Below are 18,217 nucleotides of genomic sequence, written 5' to 3'. Positions count from 1 at the left end.
TTTCAGAGTGGAGCTAATCGGGATCGAACCGATGACCTCTTGAATGCCATTCAAGCGCTCTCCCAGCTGAGCTATAGCCCCGTCTTTTGCTGCTGGGCCGCTGTGGGGAGCGGCCCGACGTCGAAAGTGGGTGCCTTCTACCGCTTCTTTCCGCCGTTGGCCACAATTGTTTGTGGCTTCGTGGCGTTTTTTCCACCCTTCAACCGCTCAGCGACTTCTTCTCCTTCCCGGAGGATGTCGGTGAGCTCGCGGGCGTGAGCCTCGGCCGCCTGCTCGGCGGCCTCGACGGCCTTGAGGACGGACGCGAAACCGGCGGGTAGCTCCAGCCTGCCCTTCTGCACCTGGCGCCAGACGACCTCGCCCAGCTCCTTCAGCGCGCGCTCCTTCTGATCCTTCAGCACGGTGGACTTGGCGTTGGCGCGGGCCAGATCCGTGTTGCGCTCCACCGCCTCGCGAAGCTGGGCCAGGCGGGCCTGGGCCGCCTGGAACGCCTCGTTGATCTGCTTCACCACCTCGGACTGCTTCGGGTCGGCCGCCACGTGGGTCACCCCTTGAGAATTCCGACAGTTGCGTAGCGTGTGGGCTCGCGGGCTGTCAACCCCGTGCCGTCTTGCGAAGGCGCGCCGCGAAGAAGCCGCCTCCGGGCACGCGCGGAGGCAGCGCCTTGAGGTACGGCCCCTGGGCCGCCAGCGCCGCCCGTTCCGCTCCCAGCACGTCTCCCACCGGCTCCAGCGTGAAGTCCGGGTGCTTCGCCAGGAAGGCCTCCACCACCGTCTCGTCCTCCTCCGGCATCACCGAGCAGGTGGCGTAGACGATGAGCGCCCCGGGCTTCGTCTGCGCGGCGACTTCCTCCAGCAGCCCGGCCTGGGTGGTCTGGTACTTGGCGATCTCCGCCGCGGTGAGCTTCCACTTCTGGTCCGGCTCACGCGCCAGCGAGCCCGTGCCGCTGCACGGCGCGTCGATGAGCAGCACGTCCGCGTCGGACAGCGGCAGCGGGTGCGGGAAGGCGACCTGGCGCAGCGAGAGCCGGCTCACCCGCTCGCGCGCCTCGGCTAGCCGGCGCCGGGAGCGGTCTCCCGCCAGCACCCTGCCCGTCGGGCCCACGAAGTCCGCCAGCGCCAGCGTCTTTCCGCCCGCCCCCGCGCACACGTCCGCCACGGTGAGCCCCGCCAGCGTGCCGCCCACGGGCCGGCACAGCTCGGAGATGAGCTGGCTGCCCACGTCCTGGACCTGGAGCTTCCCGGACTTCATCACCTTCGTCTCGAAGATGCGGTGGCTGGCGTCCACCACGCGCACCGCGTCCAGGGCCGCCGCCACGGGCTCCGCGGCGACGCCCTCTTCCGCCAGCGCCGCCAGCACCGCGTCGCGCGTGCCGGGAGGCCGCACGCGGAAGTGCAGCGCGGGCTCCTCGTCCAGCGAGGACAGCAGGCCCTCCAGCACGTCCTCCGGGTACACCTCCGCCAGCCGCACCACGAACCAGGTGGGGAACGAGTAGCGCACCGCCAGCCGCTCCGCCGGCGAGTCCGGCAGGGGCGCTTCCGGCAGCGGGGACTCCACCACCTCCTGCAGCAGGTCGTCCTTGATGGTGCGGGGGCGCACGGGGCCGGGCAGCTTCACCTCGGGGCCGATGCGCTTCCAGCCCTCGCCGCAGAAGATGCGCCGCCAGAGGGCGTAGCGCACCACCGCCTGGTCCTCCGTCAGCCCCACCTTGCCCATGCTGTGGCCGAGCAGGCGCGCCGCCAGGTCCAAGAGCCGCTGATGCCGGGACAGCTCGCGCACGGCGAAGGCCGTGAAGCGCCGCTCCTGCCCGCCGAGGCCGTCCGCCTCGCGCAGGGCCTCCGCGAGCGCGGCCTTCAACGGCTCGCCCCGGAGCACCTTGATGTGCGCCTGAATGGCCGCGGTGGCGGCGCTGCGCGACGGACGCCCGAGGCGGGCCGCGTCCAGCGGTGTCGAAGGCCACACGGAATCCACGGGGAGCGCCTCTAGCCTTTCAGCGCCAGGGTGATGGCGAGGCACCCCTCGCGGGAGTGGACCTCGAGCGCCTGGCTGGATCCCACGAAGAAGTACCGGGGCGCGGTGTGCCGCTCGCCAGCCACCTCCAGGTCTCCCTCCACGAGCAGCACGCCCTCGCCGCCCTTCGTGCGCGGCCGCCAGGTGAAGGCGCCGCCGGCCGCCACGCGCACCCAGGCCGCGTCCGCCTCCGGGCCTGCTGACGTCGTGCGGACCCCGGGCCCGGCATCCGTCCAGGCGCCTTCCGGAGTCCCAGCCGTGGCCACCTGCTCCGCCTGGCGCCGCAGGGCGAGGAAGCGCTCCACCAGGGTGACGATGTCATCCAGTTGGAAGGGCTTCACCAGCACCGCGTCCGGCAGGTGGGGGCGCAGCGTCCGGGAGACCTCGTCGGGAGCGGCGGCGCTGACGATGGCCACCGCCTGCTGGCCGCGCCGGGCGGCCTCCAGCACCGTGCGGCCGCCCTGCTCATGGCCGGCGATGCGCAGGTCGGTGATGACCAGGTCGAACCGCTCCGCGCGCAGGGCCTCCAGCGCCTCGGTCTCGGTCCCGACCTCACGCACCTCGGCCAGCTCGGCGATGATCTCGCCCATGCCTTCCCGGAGGCTCGCGTCGTCCTCGACCAACAGCACCTTCATTGCGGGGAGCCTCCGTCGGGCCTGACAGCTGCCGGTCCATCCAGGACCCGGGCGGGGCCAGCATGGTCACCCCCGCCGGTCCGCCCTTTCGGATTGTGGCCCTCCCCGGACTCGAACCGGGACGCGGGGTCAGCCGCAGCGGATTTTGAGTCCGCCTCGTCTACCAATTTCGACAGAGGGCCGCTTGTTGCAGGAACGACCAGACGTATACCGCGACCTGCGTCCTTGTGCATCCGAAGATTGCGGTGCCGAACGCACATCGCTAAGAGGGGCCCCGCATGTACAACCTTCTCATTTCCCTCGCCGTGGGGATTGTCGTCGCGCTCCTGGTGAAGCTCGCGGGCTTCTCCCTCTGGGCCGGCCTCGTTCCCGGGATCATCGCCCTCATCGGCACCTTCGTCCTGCTCGCCCGCCGGGTGGCCGGCCGAATCCAGGCCCTGATGACGGTGGTCCAACAGGACCTCCAGTCGCAGCCCACCAGCCAGAAGGATGCACAGGGGCGGGTGGACCGGGCGGTGAAGACGCTCGAGCAGGGGCTCGTCTACGACAAGTGGCAGTTCCTCGTCGGCCCGGAGATCCACGCCCAGATCGGCATGCTGAAGTACATGGTGAAGGACCTGGACGGGGCGAAGGCGCACTTCGAAAAGGCCAGCTCGCGCAACTACATGGCCAAGGCCATGCAGGGCGCCCTGTACTACCAGCGCAAGGACTTCCCGGCGATGAAGGCCGCCTTCGAGGCCGCCGTGAAGAGCGGCAAGAAGGAGTCCATCGTCTGGGCCGTGTACGCCTGGTGCCTCCTGCAGAACAAGGAGAAGGACGACGCGCTCCGCGTGCTCGCGCGCGGAGTGGAGGAGAACCCCAAGGACGAGAAGCTCAAGGGGAGCCTCGCGCAGCTGCAGAACGACAAGCGCCTGAAGATGAAGCCCTACGAGCCCATGTGGTGGCAGTTCGGGCTCGAGGCCCCTCCGATGATGCCCCCCATGGGTGGCGGCCGTCGGATGCAGTTCAATACGCGACGCTGATCGCCCTGCGCGGGGCGGGCTAGCGTCCGCCCGCGTACGGCAATTCCTACCGGGCCCTTCAAGACGATGCTGGAACGTCTTCCGACCCGTTAAAACGGGGCGACGGAGAGGGCACGCAACCACCTGAAATCACGGCGAAGGGCCAGTGCCGGCGCGGGGCATGCTGCTTGCTCCAGGGCCGTGCGCGCGCAGGGCGGGAAGCGGGCCCGCGGCGCGGCGGCATACGGGCTTGGCAGCCGGAGGTCTCGGGTGAAGGTTGCGGGAGTCGGCGGGTGCTTGCAGGACTGGGTGGCGGCGGATGCGCGTGGGGCGCTGGGGCGTCGGGAGCACTCGGACGGGCGTGGCACCCGAGACTTTCGGCCTGCCATTTCGCAGCAGGCGAGCGAAGCGGAGTGGTGCATGGAACGGCGTGGCCGTACCTCGGGGCGGTCCCTCCTCCTCATCATCGAGGACGACGCCGGAGTTCGTGAGAGCCTCATGGACCTGCTCGCCTCCCGCTTCGACGTGCTCGCGGCGCCGGACGCGGACGCGGGCCTGGAGCTGGCGCGCGAGCACCGGCCGGACCTCGTCCTGCTGGACCGCTTCCTTCCCAGCGGCGACGGGCTGATGGTGCTGGAGGCGCTCCAGCGCGACCCGCGCACGGAGGCCGTGCCGGTCATCTTCCTCACCGGCGATGCGGACGAGGCGACGCTCGAGCGGTGTCTGGAAATGGGTGCGGTGGACTTCATCCACAAGCCAGCGAGCGCGCGCGAATTGCTGGCGCGAATCGACCGGGCGCTGCGCCAGAGCGAGCAGCAGCGGCGGCTTCAAATCCTCGCGCAGACGGACGCGCTCACCGGGCTGGCCAACTTCCGCGCGCTGACGGTGCGGCTGGAGGAGGAGCTCCGCCGGGCGCACCGCTACCAGTACCCGCTGAGCGTGGTGGTCATCGACCTGGACCACCTGAAGGCCATCAACGACGGCATGGGGCACGACGTAGGCAACCGCGCCATCGCCGCGCTGGCGTCGCAGCTCAAGGGCAACCTGCGCGAGTCCGATTTCGCGGCCCGCTTCGGCGGGGACGAGTTCGTAGCGTTGCTTCCCCATCAGACGGCGCTGGAGGCGGCCGTGTTCGCCGAGCGCATCCGCGCCGGGCTGCGCACCGTGGGCGTGCAGAAGAGCGACGGCCGCCCTGCCCCCTTCGGGCTCAGCGTGAGCGTGGGCATCGCCGACCATACGTTGGAAGGGCCGAAGGAGGATCCGGACGCGCTGATGAAGGCGGCGGACGCGGCCCTCTATGAGGCGAAGCGTGAGGGGCGGGATCGGGTGGTGGTGTTCGGCCGGCCGGTGATCTCCCCGCCGGTGCAGCGGCACTGAAAGAGCAGCTCGGGCGAGGCAGGCAACGGCGGGGCAGCGAGGGGCGAGGCTATGCAGGGCAACAGGCTGGCGAGCGGTTCGAGGGTGGCAATCGTCGGAGGCGGCATTGCCGGCGCGGGGCTGGCGGCTTCGCTCCTCTTCAACGGGCGGGCACGCGGGCTGACGCTGGACGTGCGGGTCTACGCAGGCGGGACGGCGGAGCGCACGGCGCCCCCGGCGGTGCTCACCCCGGAGTGCCGCTCGCGCCTTGCGGCCCTGGGCTGCCGCATTCCCACCGAGTGGCGCGCGCATGAGTTGCGCGGCGTGGAGATCATCGCCGAGGGCCGCCGTGAGCTGCTCCCCGCGGCCTCGGGTGGACTGTGGGTGGTGGACGGCTGGCCGCAGGGACAGGGCGGGCTGGAGCAGGTGCGGGACGTGCTGGCCACGGCGGCGAGCGCCCAGGGCGCGCGCTTTGTCTCGCGCCACGTGGAGAAGGTGGAGCGGCAGGCTCCGGCGCCGGACGCGCCCGCATCGGTGCGGGGTGCGGGGCCGCTGGTGGTGCGCGCGCAGGGCAGCGGAGACCGCTTCCACGCGGTGGCACTGGCCACGGGCGCGGGGCCGCTGATGGGGGATGCGTTCTTCAAGGGCTTCCGCCCGGCGCCCACGGTGGCGGCGGTGCAGGCGCGGCTGCGGCACGCGTCGCCCCGGCTGGAGCTGGCGCCGCTGGCGCGGCTGTGGATTGCGCCGCTGCCCACGGTGGATGCGCTGTTCCTGCTGCCCGGGGCGAGCTCGGTGTACGCGCTGGCCTTCGGCCCCGCGGTGACGCCGGCGGACCTGTGCCAGGTGCTGATGATGGCGGCGCGGGACGGGCTGGTGGAGGAAGGCTTCGAGCTGGCGGCGCTGGAGACGACGCGGCTGCCCTACGGGCCGGGCCGGACCCTGGTGGCGCCGGGCCAGATCGTGGTCGGCCCCGCGGCCTTCGGCCACCCGCTGCAGGTGGGCCTGTCGGAGACGCTGGCCTCGTGCAGCCGCGCGGCGGTGGCGCTGCTGGACGGCGGGCTGGAGGCGGCCGCGCTGGAGCGCCGGTACGTGCGCGAGGGGCTGGGCGAGCTGATGGAGGACGCGGCGGCGGGCGCGCGCTCCATCACCTGGTTGCGCCGCGCGGGACGGCGGGCGCCGGCGGCCTTCATCACGGCGAAGGGCCGGCGCGGCATGGGCGGCGTGTACGGCGGCGGCGTGCTGGGGATGAGCGCGCCCACGCCCACTGCGCTGCTGGGTGCGGCGCGCTGGGCGGGCCTGCGCGAGGTGGTGGGCTCGTGGATGCGCACGACGATGGAGCCGGTGCCCACGGCGGTGCCCGAGCTGGAGCCGGACCTCTACTACGTGGTGGACGACGACCCGGACGCGCGCGAGGCGCTGACGGCGCTGCTGGAAAGCACGGGCGCGAAGGTGGTGTCGTTCGCGGATGAATTGGCGCTGTTCTGCGCGGTGGCGCGGCGGCCGCCCACGGCGATTCTGCTGGACGTGGTGCTGCACTGGGTGGACGGCCTGCGACTCGCGGAGGGGCTGAAGCAGCACCCGCTCACGCGCAACACGCGGGTGGTGGTGATGAGCGGGCTCAACCGGCCGCACGTGCGCCAGCGGGCGCTGGACGCGGGGGCCGAGGCCTTCCTGCCCAAGCCCGTGGACCCCGAGCGGCTGCTGCGCCTGCTCACCGGCCACGTGCCGGCGCCCGACACGGTGGAACCGGATGCCCGGCCCACGGTGAGCGAGGAGGCGCTGGGTTCGGACCGGTACGCGTCCTGACTACGCGGTGACCTGGCGCAGGGTGCGGCGGAGAGTCAGTGAGCCGGCCATGAGGGCGATGCCTCGGACGAGGATGCCGATGCCCACCATGGTGCCCACCAGCCAGACGGCGGAGATGGGCCACTGGGACATGACCGCGATGCCGAGGAAGACGGAGACGGCGCCGTAGAAGAAGTCCCAGCCCCAGCGGGGATAGCGGTCCACGAGCGAGGTGATGGCGTGGAAGAGGCCGCTGGCGAAGAAGTAGCCGGCGAGCAGGAGCGTCAGCGCGGCCAGCCCCGCGCCGGGGTACACGAGGACGAACAGTCCCACCACGATGGAGAGGACGCCGCCCAGCAGGTAGAGCACGAACGGCCCACCGGACTTGCGGACGCGGAACGCGGAGACGATTTCCGCGACACCCTCGATGGCCAGCATCGCGCCGAAGAAGATGGCGGTGACCAGGCTGGTGAGGAAGGCGGTGCCCAGCGCGACGATGCCGAGGGCCGTCAGCAGGAGCCCGAGGATGAAGGGGCCGCCCCAGAGGGTCGAGTTGACCTTCGGCCTGTCGTCTGGAGCCGTCTCCTGCTTGTGCTGGATGGTGATGGCCATGACGTCCGCTCCCGCGTTGTGAGCACCCTGGCGGCCGGGAGGCCGTGCGTCCGTCCAGTGTCCGCACGTCGGCGTCCGGGCCCGGGGCTCGTCCACCCGCGAACATGGGAGCGCGGGACAGCGGGGACAATGCGCGGGCTTCCCGCTCCGTCCCTCCCCTGCCCCACCCCGGGAGGCGTCAGCTCTCGCGAGAGCGTTCGAGCAGGGGCTCGTACGGCGGCGGCACGAACACCGCGCCGGGCTCCTTGCGGAACCACGTCAGCTGGCGCTTGGCGTAGCGGCGCGTCTCCTGCGCCGTGTCGTGGATGGCCTCCGCCACGGTCATCCGCTCTTCCACCACCGCGCGCGCCTGCACATAGCCCACGCTGCGCATGGGGGCCGCGTCGGCGTAACCCCGGGCCATCAGCCCGCGCGTCTCCTCCACGAGCCCTCCGGAGAACATCGCCTCCGTGCGAGCATTGATGCGCTCGTAGAGAGACTCGCGCGGCGGGTCCAGCACGTAGAGCCGGAAGGGATAGCGGTCCGCGGAGAACGCATGCGCCCTGCGGAACTCCGACGCGGGCACGCCTGTCTGCGCGTGGATCTCCAGCGCTCGGACGACACGGACCAGGTCCTGCGGGGGCAGCTTCGCCGCCGTCTCCGGGTCCACCACCGTCAGCCGGCGATGCACTGCCTCGCGTCCCTCGGCGGCGGCGAGTGCCTCCAGCTCCGCACGCAATGCGGGCAGCGCACCGGGCGCGTCCACCACGCCGTGCAGCAGCACGCGCAGGTACAGCCCCGTGCCGCCCACGACGAACACGGGCCGTCCCCGCCCGACAATCTCGGAGATGACCGCATCCGCGCGCCGCTGGTACTCGGCGGCGGAGAAGGACTCCAACGGGTCCACCACGGACAGCAGGTGGTGCGGCACCGAGGCCAGCTCCTCGGACGAGGGCTTCGCCGTACCGATGTCGAAGTGCCGGTACACCTGCTGCGAGTCGGCACTGACAATCTCTCCGCCCGCCCGGCGCGCCAGCTCGATGGCGAGCGCCGTCTTCCCCGACGCGGTCGGCCCGGCAATCACCGTCAGCAGCGGCCTGCCCTCCACGCCCTCACCCATGTCCCACCGCCTCCAGCGCGCCACGGACCACCGCCGCAGCGGACGCATCCCGTGCGAACACGAGCCGCACCGGTGCCACCTCCGACAACAGACGTCCCGCCGCCGCCAGCAGCCCACCACGACCGGTGGCCGTGGCCTCGGGCAATAGCGCATTGAGCAGCAGCAAACGCCCCACTTCGCCCGCTGGCTGTGACTCCCACCGAGAGCCCGTGTCCCACGCCAACGTGCCCACCGCGCTCAACATGGCCTCACCCGGAACACCCACGTTCCACGGCGTCCCCGCGACCCGCCATGCAGGAAGCCCCGTCTCCCGCTCCGGCCACACGGCCACCAGCTCATCGGACAGCAATTCCCCACCCGCCTCCGTCCACAAAGCCCCCAGGGTGCTCTTCCCCGCCCCCGAGTGCCCCACGAACAGCGCGGCCCGCCCCTGGTGCGCCACGGCCACGCCATGCACCAGCAGGCCCCCGCGCCGGGCAAGCGCCCCCGCGAGCATCACCTTCAGCACCGTCTCCACGGGGAACCGCCCCTGCCCCACCACCGTGGCGCGCAGGCCATCCGCGGCGAGCGTCGCGGAGTAGTCCTCGCCCTCCAGATGCAGCGAGCCCTCCGGAGCACGCTGAACCCGGGGAAGCTCCCGGGTTGCGGGCGCGGGCCTCGCCACCTCGGGCGAGACCACCTCCAGCCGCGCCACCGCGCCGCCTTCCGCGGCGGGGACGAGGAACCGGGAGAACAGCCGCCGCAGCGAGCCGCGAAGGCCCGTGTCGGCCACCTCCACCGCCACCGTCCACCCGGCGATGCGCAGGTGCACGCCGGTGGCCTGTGGAGGGTCGTCGGGACTGATGGAGCCATCGGGACCGGACAGGCCGGTTCCCGAGGCGCTCAGGGCGTGCACTCCGACTCGCCCGGGATGTTGCACTGGGAGATCTGCGCCAGCGCCACGAAGGGCTGCTCCCAGAGGATGGCGGGCGCCTCGTACTTCGGGCGCGCCTCGGTGGCAGGGGCCTGCGAGGCGTTCATGTCAGGGTTCCGGGCCGTCATGAAGGAAGGCTCTTTTCTCACGGGAAGGGTACCGGGAAAGCGCAGATGCGGCCATCTTCGGAGCCCACGTGCAGGCGGCTCACCGTGGTGTCGACCGTCGGAGTGCCGATGCGCTGCGCCCCTCCAACCGAGACCTGCTGCGAGTCCGCGCCATTGGTCAGCTCGAGCTGGTGCACCTTCCCGTCCGAGCTGCCCACGTACACACGGGCCACCGCGTTGCGGTTGAAGGAGAACGTGCCGGACGGAGACGCGATGGGCGTGCTCCACCGCAGCGTCGGAGCGACGGTGACGTTCGTCGTGTCGTAGAACGCCACCTGGCCCGCCGCGAGGCTGGCCACGAAGCCCGCGCCCTGCGGGCGCACGAAGCTGGTGAAGGCGGGCGTGCTCGGAGCCGGGCGCGAGGCGATGGTCAGGTTCCACGTCGGCTGCAGTGTGCTCGCGCTCACGGCGTGGACGGTGCCATCGCTGTCGGTCGCGAAGATGAGGTTGCTCACCGCGTTGCGTACCAGGCTCAGGTCGATGTCACCCACGGGCAGCCGCGCGACTTCCTGCGCGGTGGGACCGGTGGCCAGCGTGTTGAGGACGCGCAGCGTGTCCGTGGAGCCCGCGTGGGTCTTCATGCCGATGAAGAGCCGGTTGGTCGTGTAGTCCACCACCATGCCGCCGCTGACCATGCCCAGGTCCCCGGGCTGGTACGTCCACACCACAGCGCCCGTGGCGGCATTCAGCGCCACCACGCGGTTCTGCGCCGGGTTCGCCAGCCGCGTCGCGAAGAACACCAGGTCCCTGCCGGGGTGCGCCGCCTGATACGCCGCGTTGGCGAAGTCATGCAGCTGCGTGACGGGGAACGACTGGATGGTGCCAATGGGCGTGCCGCCGTTGTCCCAGCGCCACAGCACCTGGCCGGTGGTGGCGTTGATGGCGTAGGCGACGCCGGCCTGGTCTCCCACCAGGATGTACTGGCCGGACAGCCCGCGCAGCGGAACCACGGGGAAGCGGCTGCCGATGAGGCCCGACAGGGGCAGCGGCCTCCAGCGCTCGGCGCCGTCCTGGGACGGGTTGCTCACCTGCGTGGTGCTCGCCACCACGGAGTTGTTGAACGAGCTGAAGATGCCCACACCCAGCTCGGTGATGGGCTGCTGCCGCGCATCCAGGCCCACCGAGTAGCACCACAGCGGCGCGTTGGTCAGCCGCGCCCGCGGGGTGGCCACCAGCGCCGCCGAAGTGGGCCGGTTGCCCGCCGAGTACCAGCGCACGTCATCCGCGTTGTACACGCGGTAGTAGTACGTGGTGCCGTTGGACACGGTGGTGTCCGTGAAGGTGGAGGCCGTGCTGAAGTCGTCCGTGTAGACGACGGTGGCGTTGCCCAATGTGGCCCCCACCGCGTAGCTCCGGCCCTGCACGGGCGCGGTGTTCGGCGCGGCGCCCGTCGCGCGCAGCACCAGGGTGCCGCTGTGCAGCGAGGGGTTGTCCCAGGTCAGCGTCACGCTGCCATCGCGAGCGACCGCCGTGAAGCGCTCCACCTCCGGCGCGGTGCCGGTCAGCAGCGTGACGGGGGCCTCGACGCGGATGCGCTGCGCGTTGAAGTCGTCCACGAGTTGCATCCGGTGCCGGAAGGCCGTGGGCGCGGTGATCGCCGCGCCGGAGCCGAAGCCGGTATACGTCACGGAGAACGTGGCCGAGCCGTTGACGGGAATGCCCTCGCCCTGGGCATCCCAGGTGATGATGCCGGTGGTGGCGTTGCGGGTCACGATCCAGTCGGCCACCGGGTTGGGCGTGCTGCCGAAGGTGAAATAGTTGGCCGCCGGCCGCAGCAGCTGGACCTGGGCGATGGGCAGCGTGCCGCGGTTCTCCACCGTGTACGTGAAGGTCTGGTTGGTGGCATTGCCCGCCACCGCCTCCGGGCTGACGCGCACGCGCTGCAGGCCGATACGGCCGCGCGGCGAGTCGACGGGGTCACCCGCCAGGGCAACGCCGTTGCGCGTCGCATCCGCCTGGGCCCGGAAGAGGTAGTTCACCCGGTCGGCACCGGAGACGCGGTAGCTCCAGACGAACTGCGCGGACGTCCCGGGCGCGAGCCGGCTCACGCTGGCCGGAGTGGGCCCGGACAGCGCGGTGAAGGTGGCCGAGCCCTGCGTCACCAGTCCGCGCGGCCGCACATCCACGAGCGAGTCGGTGGCGGACGTGTTCGTCACCGTCATCCGCACCTGCACTGTGTCATTGGAAAAGGCGTCCACCGTGTCCACGTCGACGGACGCGGCCATCGGGCCCACGTTCACCATCGGCGTGTCCGCCACCTGCGAGGTGGCATTGTTGTTATTGGTGGCGCGGACCTGCGCCACTGCGGTGCCGGTAGAGGTCACCTGCGCCCGGGCCACCAGCACGCCCGCGTTCCGCACCGGCACGTTCAACGTGAAGGGCGTGGGCTCCGTGCCCACCACGGTGAAGTTGACCGAGCCGGTGCCCGTCGACGGGCCCGTGGCGGTGACGTTGTTGACCGCCGCCGTGGCACGGTTCTCGACGACGATGCGGGCCGCGAGCTCCGTGTTGACGCCCAACGCGGGCGGCCAGACGGAGACCTGCGACGACAGCGCCGAGCGCGTCCAGGGGGGCTGGGCGTTCAGGGTGATGCTGAAGGTTGCGCCCTGGCACTGGTCCGTCGCGGCCGTCCCCGCCACGAACCGATCCGTCGCCACATCCGCGGCGGCCGCCGGAGGAATCACGCGGAGGGTGAAGCGCGCCTGCTCGCCCTGCCCCAGACCGGTGGTGCCGGTGGAGCACGAGGCCGTGGCGGAGAAGGTGATCTGCCGCGTCCCGACGTCGAAGTAGTTCACCTGCCACCCGGTGGGAGGCGCGGTGTCCAGGAGCTGGTAGCCGGTGGGCAGGACGAACGAGATGCTCGTCATCCGGCGCGAGTTGTTGTTCGACGTGTTGCGGGCGTCGACCGTCAGCTCGGAGACCTCATCCATCACGACGCGCGCCACGGTGTCGTTCGGGCTGGCCACAGGGGTGATGCTCCAGGACCGGGCCTGCGCCGCCGCGACGGTCGGCACGAGGAAGGCGAGGAGCACCGCGAGGCGGGCGTTGAAGGGCTTCATGGCGGAGGGCCTCACGTCACGGCTCCAGGGTGAAGGCGGCCGTGGTCAGCGGCTCGCCGTCGAGGAAGAAGCGCACCTGCCACGTCCCGCTCATGCCCGTGGTGGCCACGGTGGTACCAGCCACCGGCAGCGAGAAGCGCACCGTGCGAGACACGTCCGGCTGCGCCTCCACCACCGACGAGCGCCGCTCGTAGGGGTGACCGGCCGGCGACATGAACTCCACCTCCACCGTGCCGCGCCCGCGCACGCCGCTCACCGTCAGGTCCACGTCCACCTGCGGCACGGACGACAGGCCCCGAGCACCCTCCTCCAGGCCCACGACGGCCGCGCTGCCCGTCACCGGAATGACCGCGGGCGCGGGCTCGATCTCCTGCTGCGGCGGCTGCCGCGCGCTCTCCGGACCGTCCGCGAGGACGTCCGTGGCCGGGAGTGGCTCCGTGGGCTGCTCATCCGTGTCTCCCCGGCCCACCAGGGCGAGGGGGGACACCCCCTCCGTGCACGCGGACAGGCACAACGCCGCCGCGAGGAACGCCGTGCGCGCTCGCATCACCGTACCTCCTGAAGCTCGTCAATGAGGCCCAACCGGGCCAGTTCCGTCAGGAAGCGCAGCGTGTCCGTGAGGACCTGCCGCGCGTCCGCCTTGAATTCTCCGGCCACCTGCTCCGCCACGGCGCGCGCGGTGCGCTTCCCGTCGCAGAGCTCCCAGACGCGAATCGCCGTCGGGTTCAGCCCGCGCAGCGTGTGCCCCTCCGCGTCCAGCACGATGTAGTCCGAGCCGAACCGCTGCCCGGAAACGCCCTCGCGCGGCCGGGGAACGCGGTCCACACCGAAGCCCGCGCTCATGAGCGCCCTCCCCGCCCCAGCAACGCCGCCAGGCGCCACTTCACCGCTACCCGCCAACGGCCCAGTCGCGACGGGCCCGAGTCCCAACCCTCTTCCAGCACCACGCCGCTGCGCTGCACCCGCCGCACCAGCCCGAGCACGCGCGACGGCGGCAGCGGCGGATCCTCCGCGGGCGAGTTGTCCCCGCGCAGCGCGAGCACTCCCGCGTCACACCGCTTCACCCGGTGCAGCACCAGCGCATGATCGAACCGCGCCAGCACCACTTCACCGGGACGCGGCTCGCGAGCCAGCGGCTCCACACCCGCCAGGTCCCCCGAACGCAACGACGGCCACATGCTGTCCCCTCGCACGGGGATCCAGCTCAGGGCCGGTGGCACGGTGGAATGGGAAGCTTCTGGCTGCATGGAAGGAAGCGCAGTCTATCGCACCGGCACTGTCACGGCGAGTACACCCGGCGCCACTCTCCCTGACTTTCCCGGGGGTTACACGCCTGCTCGCTCTTCGCGGCTCTTACAGGAGTCTCCAGCCTTCCGGATGCCGCCCACCCACCCGAGAGGGGGCGGGCGGCACCGGAAATGCCTGGAGTCTCAGGCGGAACCCGCCGGGTCGGCGGCCTGCCGGGCGCGGCGGACGGTCTCCGCCACGCTGTCCAGGGACACGGGGATGGAGTCGCCACCGGCCATGGGCTTCAGCTTCGCCTGACCGCTGGTGCGCTCGGCCTCACCCAGCACGAGGGTGAAGCGGGCGCCGCTGTTGTCCGAGCGCTTCATCTGGCTCTTGAGGCTGCCGCCGCGCGTGTCGAAGTCCACGCGCAGCCCCTCGCGGCGCAGGCGGCTGGCCAGCATGAAGGCCACGTCCTGCGACTCCTTGTCCGCCACGGCCACGAACAGGTCCGGCGCGGCGGTGTACTTGCGGCCGCTCTCCTTGAGCAGCAGCACCAACCGGTCCAACCCCATGGCGAAGCCCACGGCGGGCACGTCCGGCCCGCCCAGGCCCTTCATCATCTTGTCGTACCGGCCGCCGCCGCCCACGGTGCTGGCGGTGCCCAGCGCGGGGTGCGAGGCGATGAACTCGAAGACGGTGCGCGTGTAGTAGTCCAGGCCGCGCACCATGCGCGGATTGACGACGTACTTGATGCCCAGCGCGGTCAGCTTGCGCTGCAAGTCGTCGAAGTGCGCGCGGCACGGCTCGCACAGGAACTCGAGCACGTTGGGCCCCGCCGCGGCGACGGCCTGGCACTTCTCGTTCTTGCAGTCGAGCACCCGCAGCGGGTTGGTCTCCATGCGCCGCTGGCAGTCACCGCACAGCTCCTCGCGGTGCGCCTTCAGGTACTCCACCAGCTTCGTGTGGTACGCGGGCCGGCACGCCTCGTCCCCCAGGGAGTTGAGGTTGAGGGACACGTCCTTCAAGTCCAGCGCGGTCAGGAACTGGACCACCATGTCCATCATCTCGGCGTCCTGGGCGGCCTCCTTCGCGCCGTAGGCCTCCGCGCCGATTTGGTAGAACTGGCGGTAGCGGCCCGTCTTCATCCGCTCGTAGCGGAACATGGGCCCCATGTAGAACCAGCGGGTGACGGGCTCCTGGTTGCTGATGGAGTGCTCGATGTACGCGCGCGCCGCGGGCGCGGTGCCCTCGGGACGGAGCGACAGGCTGCGCTCGCCCTTGTCGAGGAACGTGTACATCTCCTTGCCGACGATGTCCGTCTCCTCGCCCACGCTGCGCACGAAGAGCGCGGTGTCCTCCACCATGGGCGTGCGGATCTCCCCGTAGCCGAACCGGCCGAACAGCTCGCGCGCCGTGCCCTCCACGTGCTGCCAGATCTCGATCTCCCCGGGGAGGAGATCGTTCATGCCCTTCACGCCGGAGATCTTCTGGCTCACGTAATCACTCCAATGCGCTTGCCCAGCCGCACCACCGCTTCCTCCTTGAGGCTGTCGTCCCAGATGACGCGCTTGGGCTCGAACAGGAGGATGACGGTGGAGCCCATCTCGAAGCGGCCCAATTCGCCGCCCTTCTCCACCTTGAAGCCCGACTCGTACGTGTGCACCTTGCCCGGCTTGCCCGAGTGCGTGAGCACCTCGTCGTACGACGCCTTGATGCGCGACACGCAGGTGGCGCCCACCTTCACCACGGCGCACTTGCCCGCCACCGTGTCCAGGTACGTGACGAGCCGCTCGTTGACGCAGAACAGGGACTGCTTGTTCTTCACCGACGCGGGATTCACCGGCCAGAACTCACCGGGGATGTACGCGTAGCCGGTAATGGTGCCGCCCAGCGGGGCGTGGATGCGGTGGTAGTCGCGCGGGGACAGGTAGATGGTCGTCCAGGCGCCGCCGTGGAAGGGCTTCGCGGCCTGCGCGTCACCCAGCAGCTCGTCCACCGTGTACTCGATGCCCTTGGCCTGCAGGCACCGGCCCTGGTCCGAGTAGCCCACCTGGGACACGCGCCCGTCCACCGGGGACACCACCACCTTCTCTCCCGGGTCGATGGGGCGCAGGCCCGGCTTCAGGCCGCGGGTGAAGAACTCGGCGAAGGTGGGGTAGCGCTCGAGCTCATGCTCGGCCTCCTCCATGTCCACGTTGTAGGCCTTGGCGAAGGCGCGCATCGCCATGCGGTGGACCGGCGCCGGAGCGGGCAGGCGCGTGGCCATGCCCACCGCGGTGGAGAGCGCCGACTTGGGCAACAACTGCATCAGCTTCATGAAGGTCTGTTCGTTCATCGGCTCAACGCTCCCAAAAGGAGTCGAAAGGGGCCCGCCGCGCCTGACGGCCCCGTGCGGCGAAAAAGGACTGTGTCTTAACGTCCGGCGTCCGCCGCGGGCTGCGGCACCGTGCCGCCATCGGCGGTGACTGTCACGGTTCGGACGGCGCTCCTGGGTAACAGCGTCAGCACCCGTCCCTGTTCGACGAGCAGCAGCGAGTCCACATGCCCGGGGAACTCCAGGCGGCAAGACGTGCGGTCGGCCAGCTCCCACGTCTCCCGCATCCCCCGCCCCTCCACCTCGAGCGGCGTCCCGCGCCGGAAGCAGCCCCGGAAGCCCGACACCAGCTCGGACGCGGGGGTGCCTGCCTGGGGACCACTCAGCCCGGCGTCCGGCGGCCCGGCGTCCGGGGGCTCGGCCGCGGCCGGAGGCTCCGGAGGGGTGAGCGTGGGCATGGACGTCCCGGCGGGCACCTCGCGCGCGGTGGCGATGGCCTTGTCCGTGGCGTTCGCCTCCGCCTGCATGCGGTTGCGGCCGTCCTGGATGCGCTGGAGCAGCTCGCGCGCGCCCTGGGCGTCCAGGCTGTCCTCCGGCACGCGCTGCAGCTGCGCCTCGATCTCGCCAAGCTGCGGGTCCAGGTAGGCCGCATCCAGCTTCTGCGCGTACAGCGTGCGGAAGCGGCGGGCAGCCTCCTCGTAGTCAGCAGAGGGGCCCGAGTCGCGCTTGCAGGCCAGGGGCGCCAGCACGAGCAGGACGGCGGAGGCAATGCCCACGAGGGGCCGGAGGGACACTCGAAGGACGGGGGTATGCACGGAACGGGTTTATGTCATTTCCCCGCGCCTGTGCCGACTTTTGTGTACCGCCGCGTCACACCCCGAGGAACAGGCGCTTGCCGAAGTTGAGCGCCAGGTCCGCGTCGAAGATCTTCTGGGCGGACGTCTCGATGTCGTACTCCACTCGGACGTACTCCACCGTGCGCGCGTCGGTGTCGCAGATGACGAAGCAGGCCCGGTTGTCGTAGTCGCGCGGCTGGCCCACGCTGCCCACGGAGATGATGTACTTGTAGCCCTTCCGGATGCCGAACTTCTGGGCCACCACGTCGTTCACCTCGCCATTGCCGATGGCGAAGGCGCGGCACAGGTGGCTGTGGCCGATGAACGTCACCTCGGGCAGCTCCGCCACGTAGGGCGTCAGCTCCCGGGCCTGCTCCAGCGCGAAGATGTACTCGTACGCCTTCGGGTCGATGGGCGAGCCATGGCAGAAGCCCACGTCGCCGATGCGGTACGTGTACGGGAGGCTGCGCAGCCACGCCATGTTCTCGTCGGTGAGGACGTTGGCGGACCAGTCGAGCGCGTGCCGGGCGGCGTCGTAGTAGTACGAGTAGTCCATCCGCCCCGCCACCGCCGCGTCGTGGTTGCCCAGCAGCGTCACCTCCGCCACCGAGCGCACCAGGTCACAGCACGGGTTGGGCGAGGCCCCATACCCGACGATGTCCCCCAGCGAGACGAAGCGGTCCACCTTCTGGTGCTCGGCGGCGCGGAGCACCTCGGTGAGCGCCTCGATGTTGGAGTGGATGTCGGAGATGACCGCGATACGCATGGGGGCCTCGGTGGGGGACCGGGTCAGGCTCAGCCGGCCCAGCCGACCTTCACCTGGTTCTGCTTCTGCTGAGAGATCATCTGCCGGAGCCGTCCCAGGGTTTCGCCGTCGAGCGACTCGAAGCGCAACCCCATGCCGGGCGGGAAGGCCCGCTCTTCTTCCTCACGCAGCCATACCACCGTGGCCTGGGCGTGGATCGCCGGATCTCCCCCAGGCGTCAGGCGGACAACGGCTCGGGCGCCGCGAGCCAGGGGGGTGCTCGTCCGGAGGAAGAGGCCTCCCTCGCTCAGGTTGGTGATGCGCGCGTAGAGCGTGACGTTATCGCCCTCGCACCAGCACCGCAGCTGGGTGGGGATCCGCGTGTGCTTTCGATTATCGCTCAACCCGCGTCCTTCTTCCGGCACCCAGAACCACAGCCTACGGACGGCATGAATCCA

At 70.9% G+C, this 18,217-nt stretch carries 19 protein-coding genes and 2 tRNA genes; 3 read left to right on the top strand and 18 right to left on the bottom strand.

Annotation, left to right across the window (positions count from 1 at the left end; all coding sequences use genetic code 11):
• Positions 1–8: 8 nt before the first annotated feature.
• From G4D86_RS24705 to G4D86_RS24685, 5 genes are all read right to left on the bottom strand, one after another.
• Positions 9–81 (bottom strand) — tRNA-Ala (locus G4D86_RS24705).
• Between the two features lie 56 nt (positions 82–137).
• On the bottom strand, positions 138–539 hold the full coding sequence (locus G4D86_RS24700) for an aminoacyltransferase (RefSeq protein ID WP_163996472.1): 402 nt from the start codon (positions 537–539) through the stop codon (positions 138–140).
• 55 nt (positions 540–594) lie between these two features.
• Positions 595–1,875, bottom strand: a complete 1,281-nt coding sequence (locus tag G4D86_RS24695; protein WP_163996695.1) for an RsmB/NOP family class I SAM-dependent RNA methyltransferase — start codon at positions 1,873–1,875, stop codon at positions 595–597.
• A gap of 107 nt (positions 1,876–1,982) precedes the next feature.
• Entirely contained in the window at positions 1,983–2,645 is a 663-nt protein-coding gene (locus G4D86_RS24690) for a response regulator (protein WP_163996471.1), read from the bottom strand.
• A 96-nt stretch (positions 2,646–2,741) separates the two neighbouring features.
• Positions 2,742–2,827, bottom strand: a tRNA-Leu gene (locus tag G4D86_RS24685).
• Positions 2,828–2,923: 96 nt separating this feature from the next.
• On the opposite strand from G4D86_RS24685, the gene G4D86_RS24680 reads away from it, so the two are divergent.
• The 3 genes from G4D86_RS24680 to G4D86_RS24670 all read left to right on the top strand — a co-directional run bounded on the left by G4D86_RS24680 (position 2,924) and on the right by G4D86_RS24670 (position 6,808).
• Positions 2,924–3,667, top strand: a complete 744-nt coding sequence (locus G4D86_RS24680; RefSeq protein WP_163996470.1) for a tetratricopeptide repeat protein — start codon at positions 2,924–2,926, stop codon at positions 3,665–3,667.
• 399 nt (positions 3,668–4,066) lie between these two features.
• On the top strand, positions 4,067–5,023 hold the full coding sequence (locus G4D86_RS24675; RefSeq protein ID WP_163996469.1) for a diguanylate cyclase: 957 nt from the start codon (positions 4,067–4,069) through the stop codon (positions 5,021–5,023).
• Between the two features lie 51 nt (positions 5,024–5,074).
• Positions 5,075–6,808, top strand: a complete 1,734-nt coding sequence (locus tag G4D86_RS24670) for a response regulator (RefSeq protein WP_163996468.1) — start codon at positions 5,075–5,077, stop codon at positions 6,806–6,808.
• Here G4D86_RS24670 and G4D86_RS24665 read toward each other — a convergent pair whose 3' ends face one another.
• From G4D86_RS24665 to G4D86_RS24605, 13 genes are all read right to left on the bottom strand, one after another.
• Complete coding sequence (locus G4D86_RS24665) at positions 6,809–7,399, bottom strand: HdeD family acid-resistance protein (RefSeq protein WP_163996467.1); 591 nt, start codon at positions 7,397–7,399, stop codon at positions 6,809–6,811.
• A gap of 178 nt (positions 7,400–7,577) precedes the next feature.
• The gene (gene miaA / locus G4D86_RS24660; RefSeq protein WP_163996466.1) at positions 7,578–8,498 is read right to left on the bottom strand and encodes a tRNA (adenosine(37)-N6)-dimethylallyltransferase MiaA; all 921 of its coding nucleotides are present in this window, start codon (positions 8,496–8,498) and stop codon (positions 7,578–7,580) included.
• Positions 8,491–9,393, bottom strand: a complete 903-nt coding sequence (locus G4D86_RS24655; RefSeq protein ID WP_240360457.1) for a hypothetical protein — start codon at positions 9,391–9,393, stop codon at positions 8,491–8,493. Before G4D86_RS24655 ends, miaA begins: the two co-directional genes overlap by 8 nt.
• The gene (locus G4D86_RS24650) at positions 9,381–9,539 is read right to left on the bottom strand and encodes a hypothetical protein (RefSeq protein ID WP_163996395.1); all 159 of its coding nucleotides are present in this window, start codon (positions 9,537–9,539) and stop codon (positions 9,381–9,383) included. Before G4D86_RS24650 ends, G4D86_RS24655 begins: the two co-directional genes overlap by 13 nt.
• Before the next feature lie 17 nt (positions 9,540–9,556).
• The gene (locus G4D86_RS24645; RefSeq protein ID WP_163996465.1) at positions 9,557–12,637 is read right to left on the bottom strand and encodes an outer membrane protein assembly factor BamB family protein; all 3,081 of its coding nucleotides are present in this window, start codon (positions 12,635–12,637) and stop codon (positions 9,557–9,559) included.
• A 16-nt stretch (positions 12,638–12,653) separates the two neighbouring features.
• On the bottom strand, positions 12,654–13,184 hold the full coding sequence (locus G4D86_RS24640) for a hypothetical protein (RefSeq protein ID WP_205519720.1): 531 nt from the start codon (positions 13,182–13,184) through the stop codon (positions 12,654–12,656).
• Complete coding sequence (locus G4D86_RS24635; protein WP_163996463.1) at positions 13,184–13,480, bottom strand: PqqD family protein; 297 nt, start codon at positions 13,478–13,480, stop codon at positions 13,184–13,186. Before G4D86_RS24635 ends, G4D86_RS24640 begins: the two co-directional genes overlap by 1 nt.
• On the bottom strand, positions 13,477–13,884 hold the full coding sequence (locus G4D86_RS24630) for a S24 family peptidase (protein ID WP_275899142.1): 408 nt from the start codon (positions 13,882–13,884) through the stop codon (positions 13,477–13,479). Before G4D86_RS24630 ends, G4D86_RS24635 begins: the two co-directional genes overlap by 4 nt.
• A gap of 183 nt (positions 13,885–14,067) precedes the next feature.
• On the bottom strand, positions 14,068–15,330 hold the full coding sequence (gene hisS, locus G4D86_RS24625) for a histidine--tRNA ligase (RefSeq protein WP_275899146.1): 1,263 nt from the start codon (positions 15,328–15,330) through the stop codon (positions 14,068–14,070).
• Between the two features lie 26 nt (positions 15,331–15,356).
• Positions 15,357–16,199 (bottom strand): archaetidylserine decarboxylase, encoded by an 843-nt coding sequence (gene asd, locus G4D86_RS24620; protein ID WP_163996460.1) that lies wholly within the window; start codon positions 16,197–16,199, stop codon positions 15,357–15,359.
• A gap of 77 nt (positions 16,200–16,276) precedes the next feature.
• On the bottom strand, positions 16,277–16,972 hold the full coding sequence (locus G4D86_RS24615) for a hypothetical protein (RefSeq protein ID WP_240360456.1): 696 nt from the start codon (positions 16,970–16,972) through the stop codon (positions 16,277–16,279).
• A 76-nt stretch (positions 16,973–17,048) separates the two neighbouring features.
• Positions 17,049–17,780 (bottom strand): metallophosphoesterase family protein, encoded by a 732-nt coding sequence (locus tag G4D86_RS24610; RefSeq protein ID WP_163996458.1) that lies wholly within the window; start codon positions 17,778–17,780, stop codon positions 17,049–17,051.
• A 29-nt stretch (positions 17,781–17,809) separates the two neighbouring features.
• Positions 17,810–18,163, bottom strand: a complete 354-nt coding sequence (locus tag G4D86_RS24605; RefSeq protein WP_240360455.1) for a TIGR02266 family protein — start codon at positions 18,161–18,163, stop codon at positions 17,810–17,812.
• Between the last annotated feature and the right edge of the window lie 54 nt (positions 18,164–18,217).

The sequence above is a fragment of the Pyxidicoccus caerfyrddinensis genome (genome assembly GCF_010894405.1).
GTDB lineage: Bacteria > Myxococcota > Myxococcia > Myxococcales > Myxococcaceae > Myxococcus > Myxococcus caerfyrddinensis.
This window is presented reverse-complemented; position numbering and strand designations above follow the sequence as displayed.

What these genes read in the sequence shown, in the direction of transcription:
- G4D86_RS24630 (WP_275899142.1), bottom strand. Translation starts at nt 13,884, where the DNA reads ATGCAGCCAGAAGCTTCCCATTCCACCGTGCCACCGGCCCTGAGCTGG.
- asd (WP_163996460.1), bottom strand. Translation starts at nt 16,199, where the DNA reads ATGAACGAACAGACCTTCATGAAGCTGATGCAGTTGTTGCCCAAGTCG.
- G4D86_RS24675 (WP_163996469.1), top strand. Translation starts at nt 4,067, where the DNA reads ATGGAACGGCGTGGCCGTACCTCGGGGCGGTCCCTCCTCCTCATCATC.
- G4D86_RS24665 (WP_163996467.1), bottom strand. Translation starts at nt 7,399, where the DNA reads ATGGCCATCACCATCCAGCACAAGCAGGAGACGGCTCCAGACGACAGG.
- miaA (WP_163996466.1), bottom strand. Translation starts at nt 8,498, where the DNA reads ATGGGTGAGGGCGTGGAGGGCAGGCCGCTGCTGACGGTGATTGCCGGG.
- G4D86_RS24680 (WP_163996470.1), top strand. Translation starts at nt 2,924, where the DNA reads ATGTACAACCTTCTCATTTCCCTCGCCGTGGGGATTGTCGTCGCGCTC.
- G4D86_RS24640 (WP_205519720.1), bottom strand. Translation starts at nt 13,184, where the DNA reads ATGCGAGCGCGCACGGCGTTCCTCGCGGCGGCGTTGTGCCTGTCCGCG.
- G4D86_RS24610 (WP_163996458.1), bottom strand. Translation starts at nt 17,780, where the DNA reads ATGCGTATCGCGGTCATCTCCGACATCCACTCCAACATCGAGGCGCTC.
- G4D86_RS24635 (WP_163996463.1), bottom strand. Translation starts at nt 13,480, where the DNA reads ATGAGCGCGGGCTTCGGTGTGGACCGCGTTCCCCGGCCGCGCGAGGGC.
- G4D86_RS24650 (WP_163996395.1), bottom strand. Translation starts at nt 9,539, where the DNA reads ATGACGGCCCGGAACCCTGACATGAACGCCTCGCAGGCCCCTGCCACC.
- G4D86_RS24690 (WP_163996471.1), bottom strand. Translation starts at nt 2,645, where the DNA reads ATGAAGGTGCTGTTGGTCGAGGACGACGCGAGCCTCCGGGAAGGCATG.
- G4D86_RS24670 (WP_163996468.1), top strand. Translation starts at nt 5,075, where the DNA reads ATGCAGGGCAACAGGCTGGCGAGCGGTTCGAGGGTGGCAATCGTCGGA.
- hisS (WP_275899146.1), bottom strand. Translation starts at nt 15,330, where the DNA reads ATGAACGATCTCCTCCCCGGGGAGATCGAGATCTGGCAGCACGTGGAG.
- G4D86_RS24645 (WP_163996465.1), bottom strand. Translation starts at nt 12,637, where the DNA reads ATGAAGCCCTTCAACGCCCGCCTCGCGGTGCTCCTCGCCTTCCTCGTG.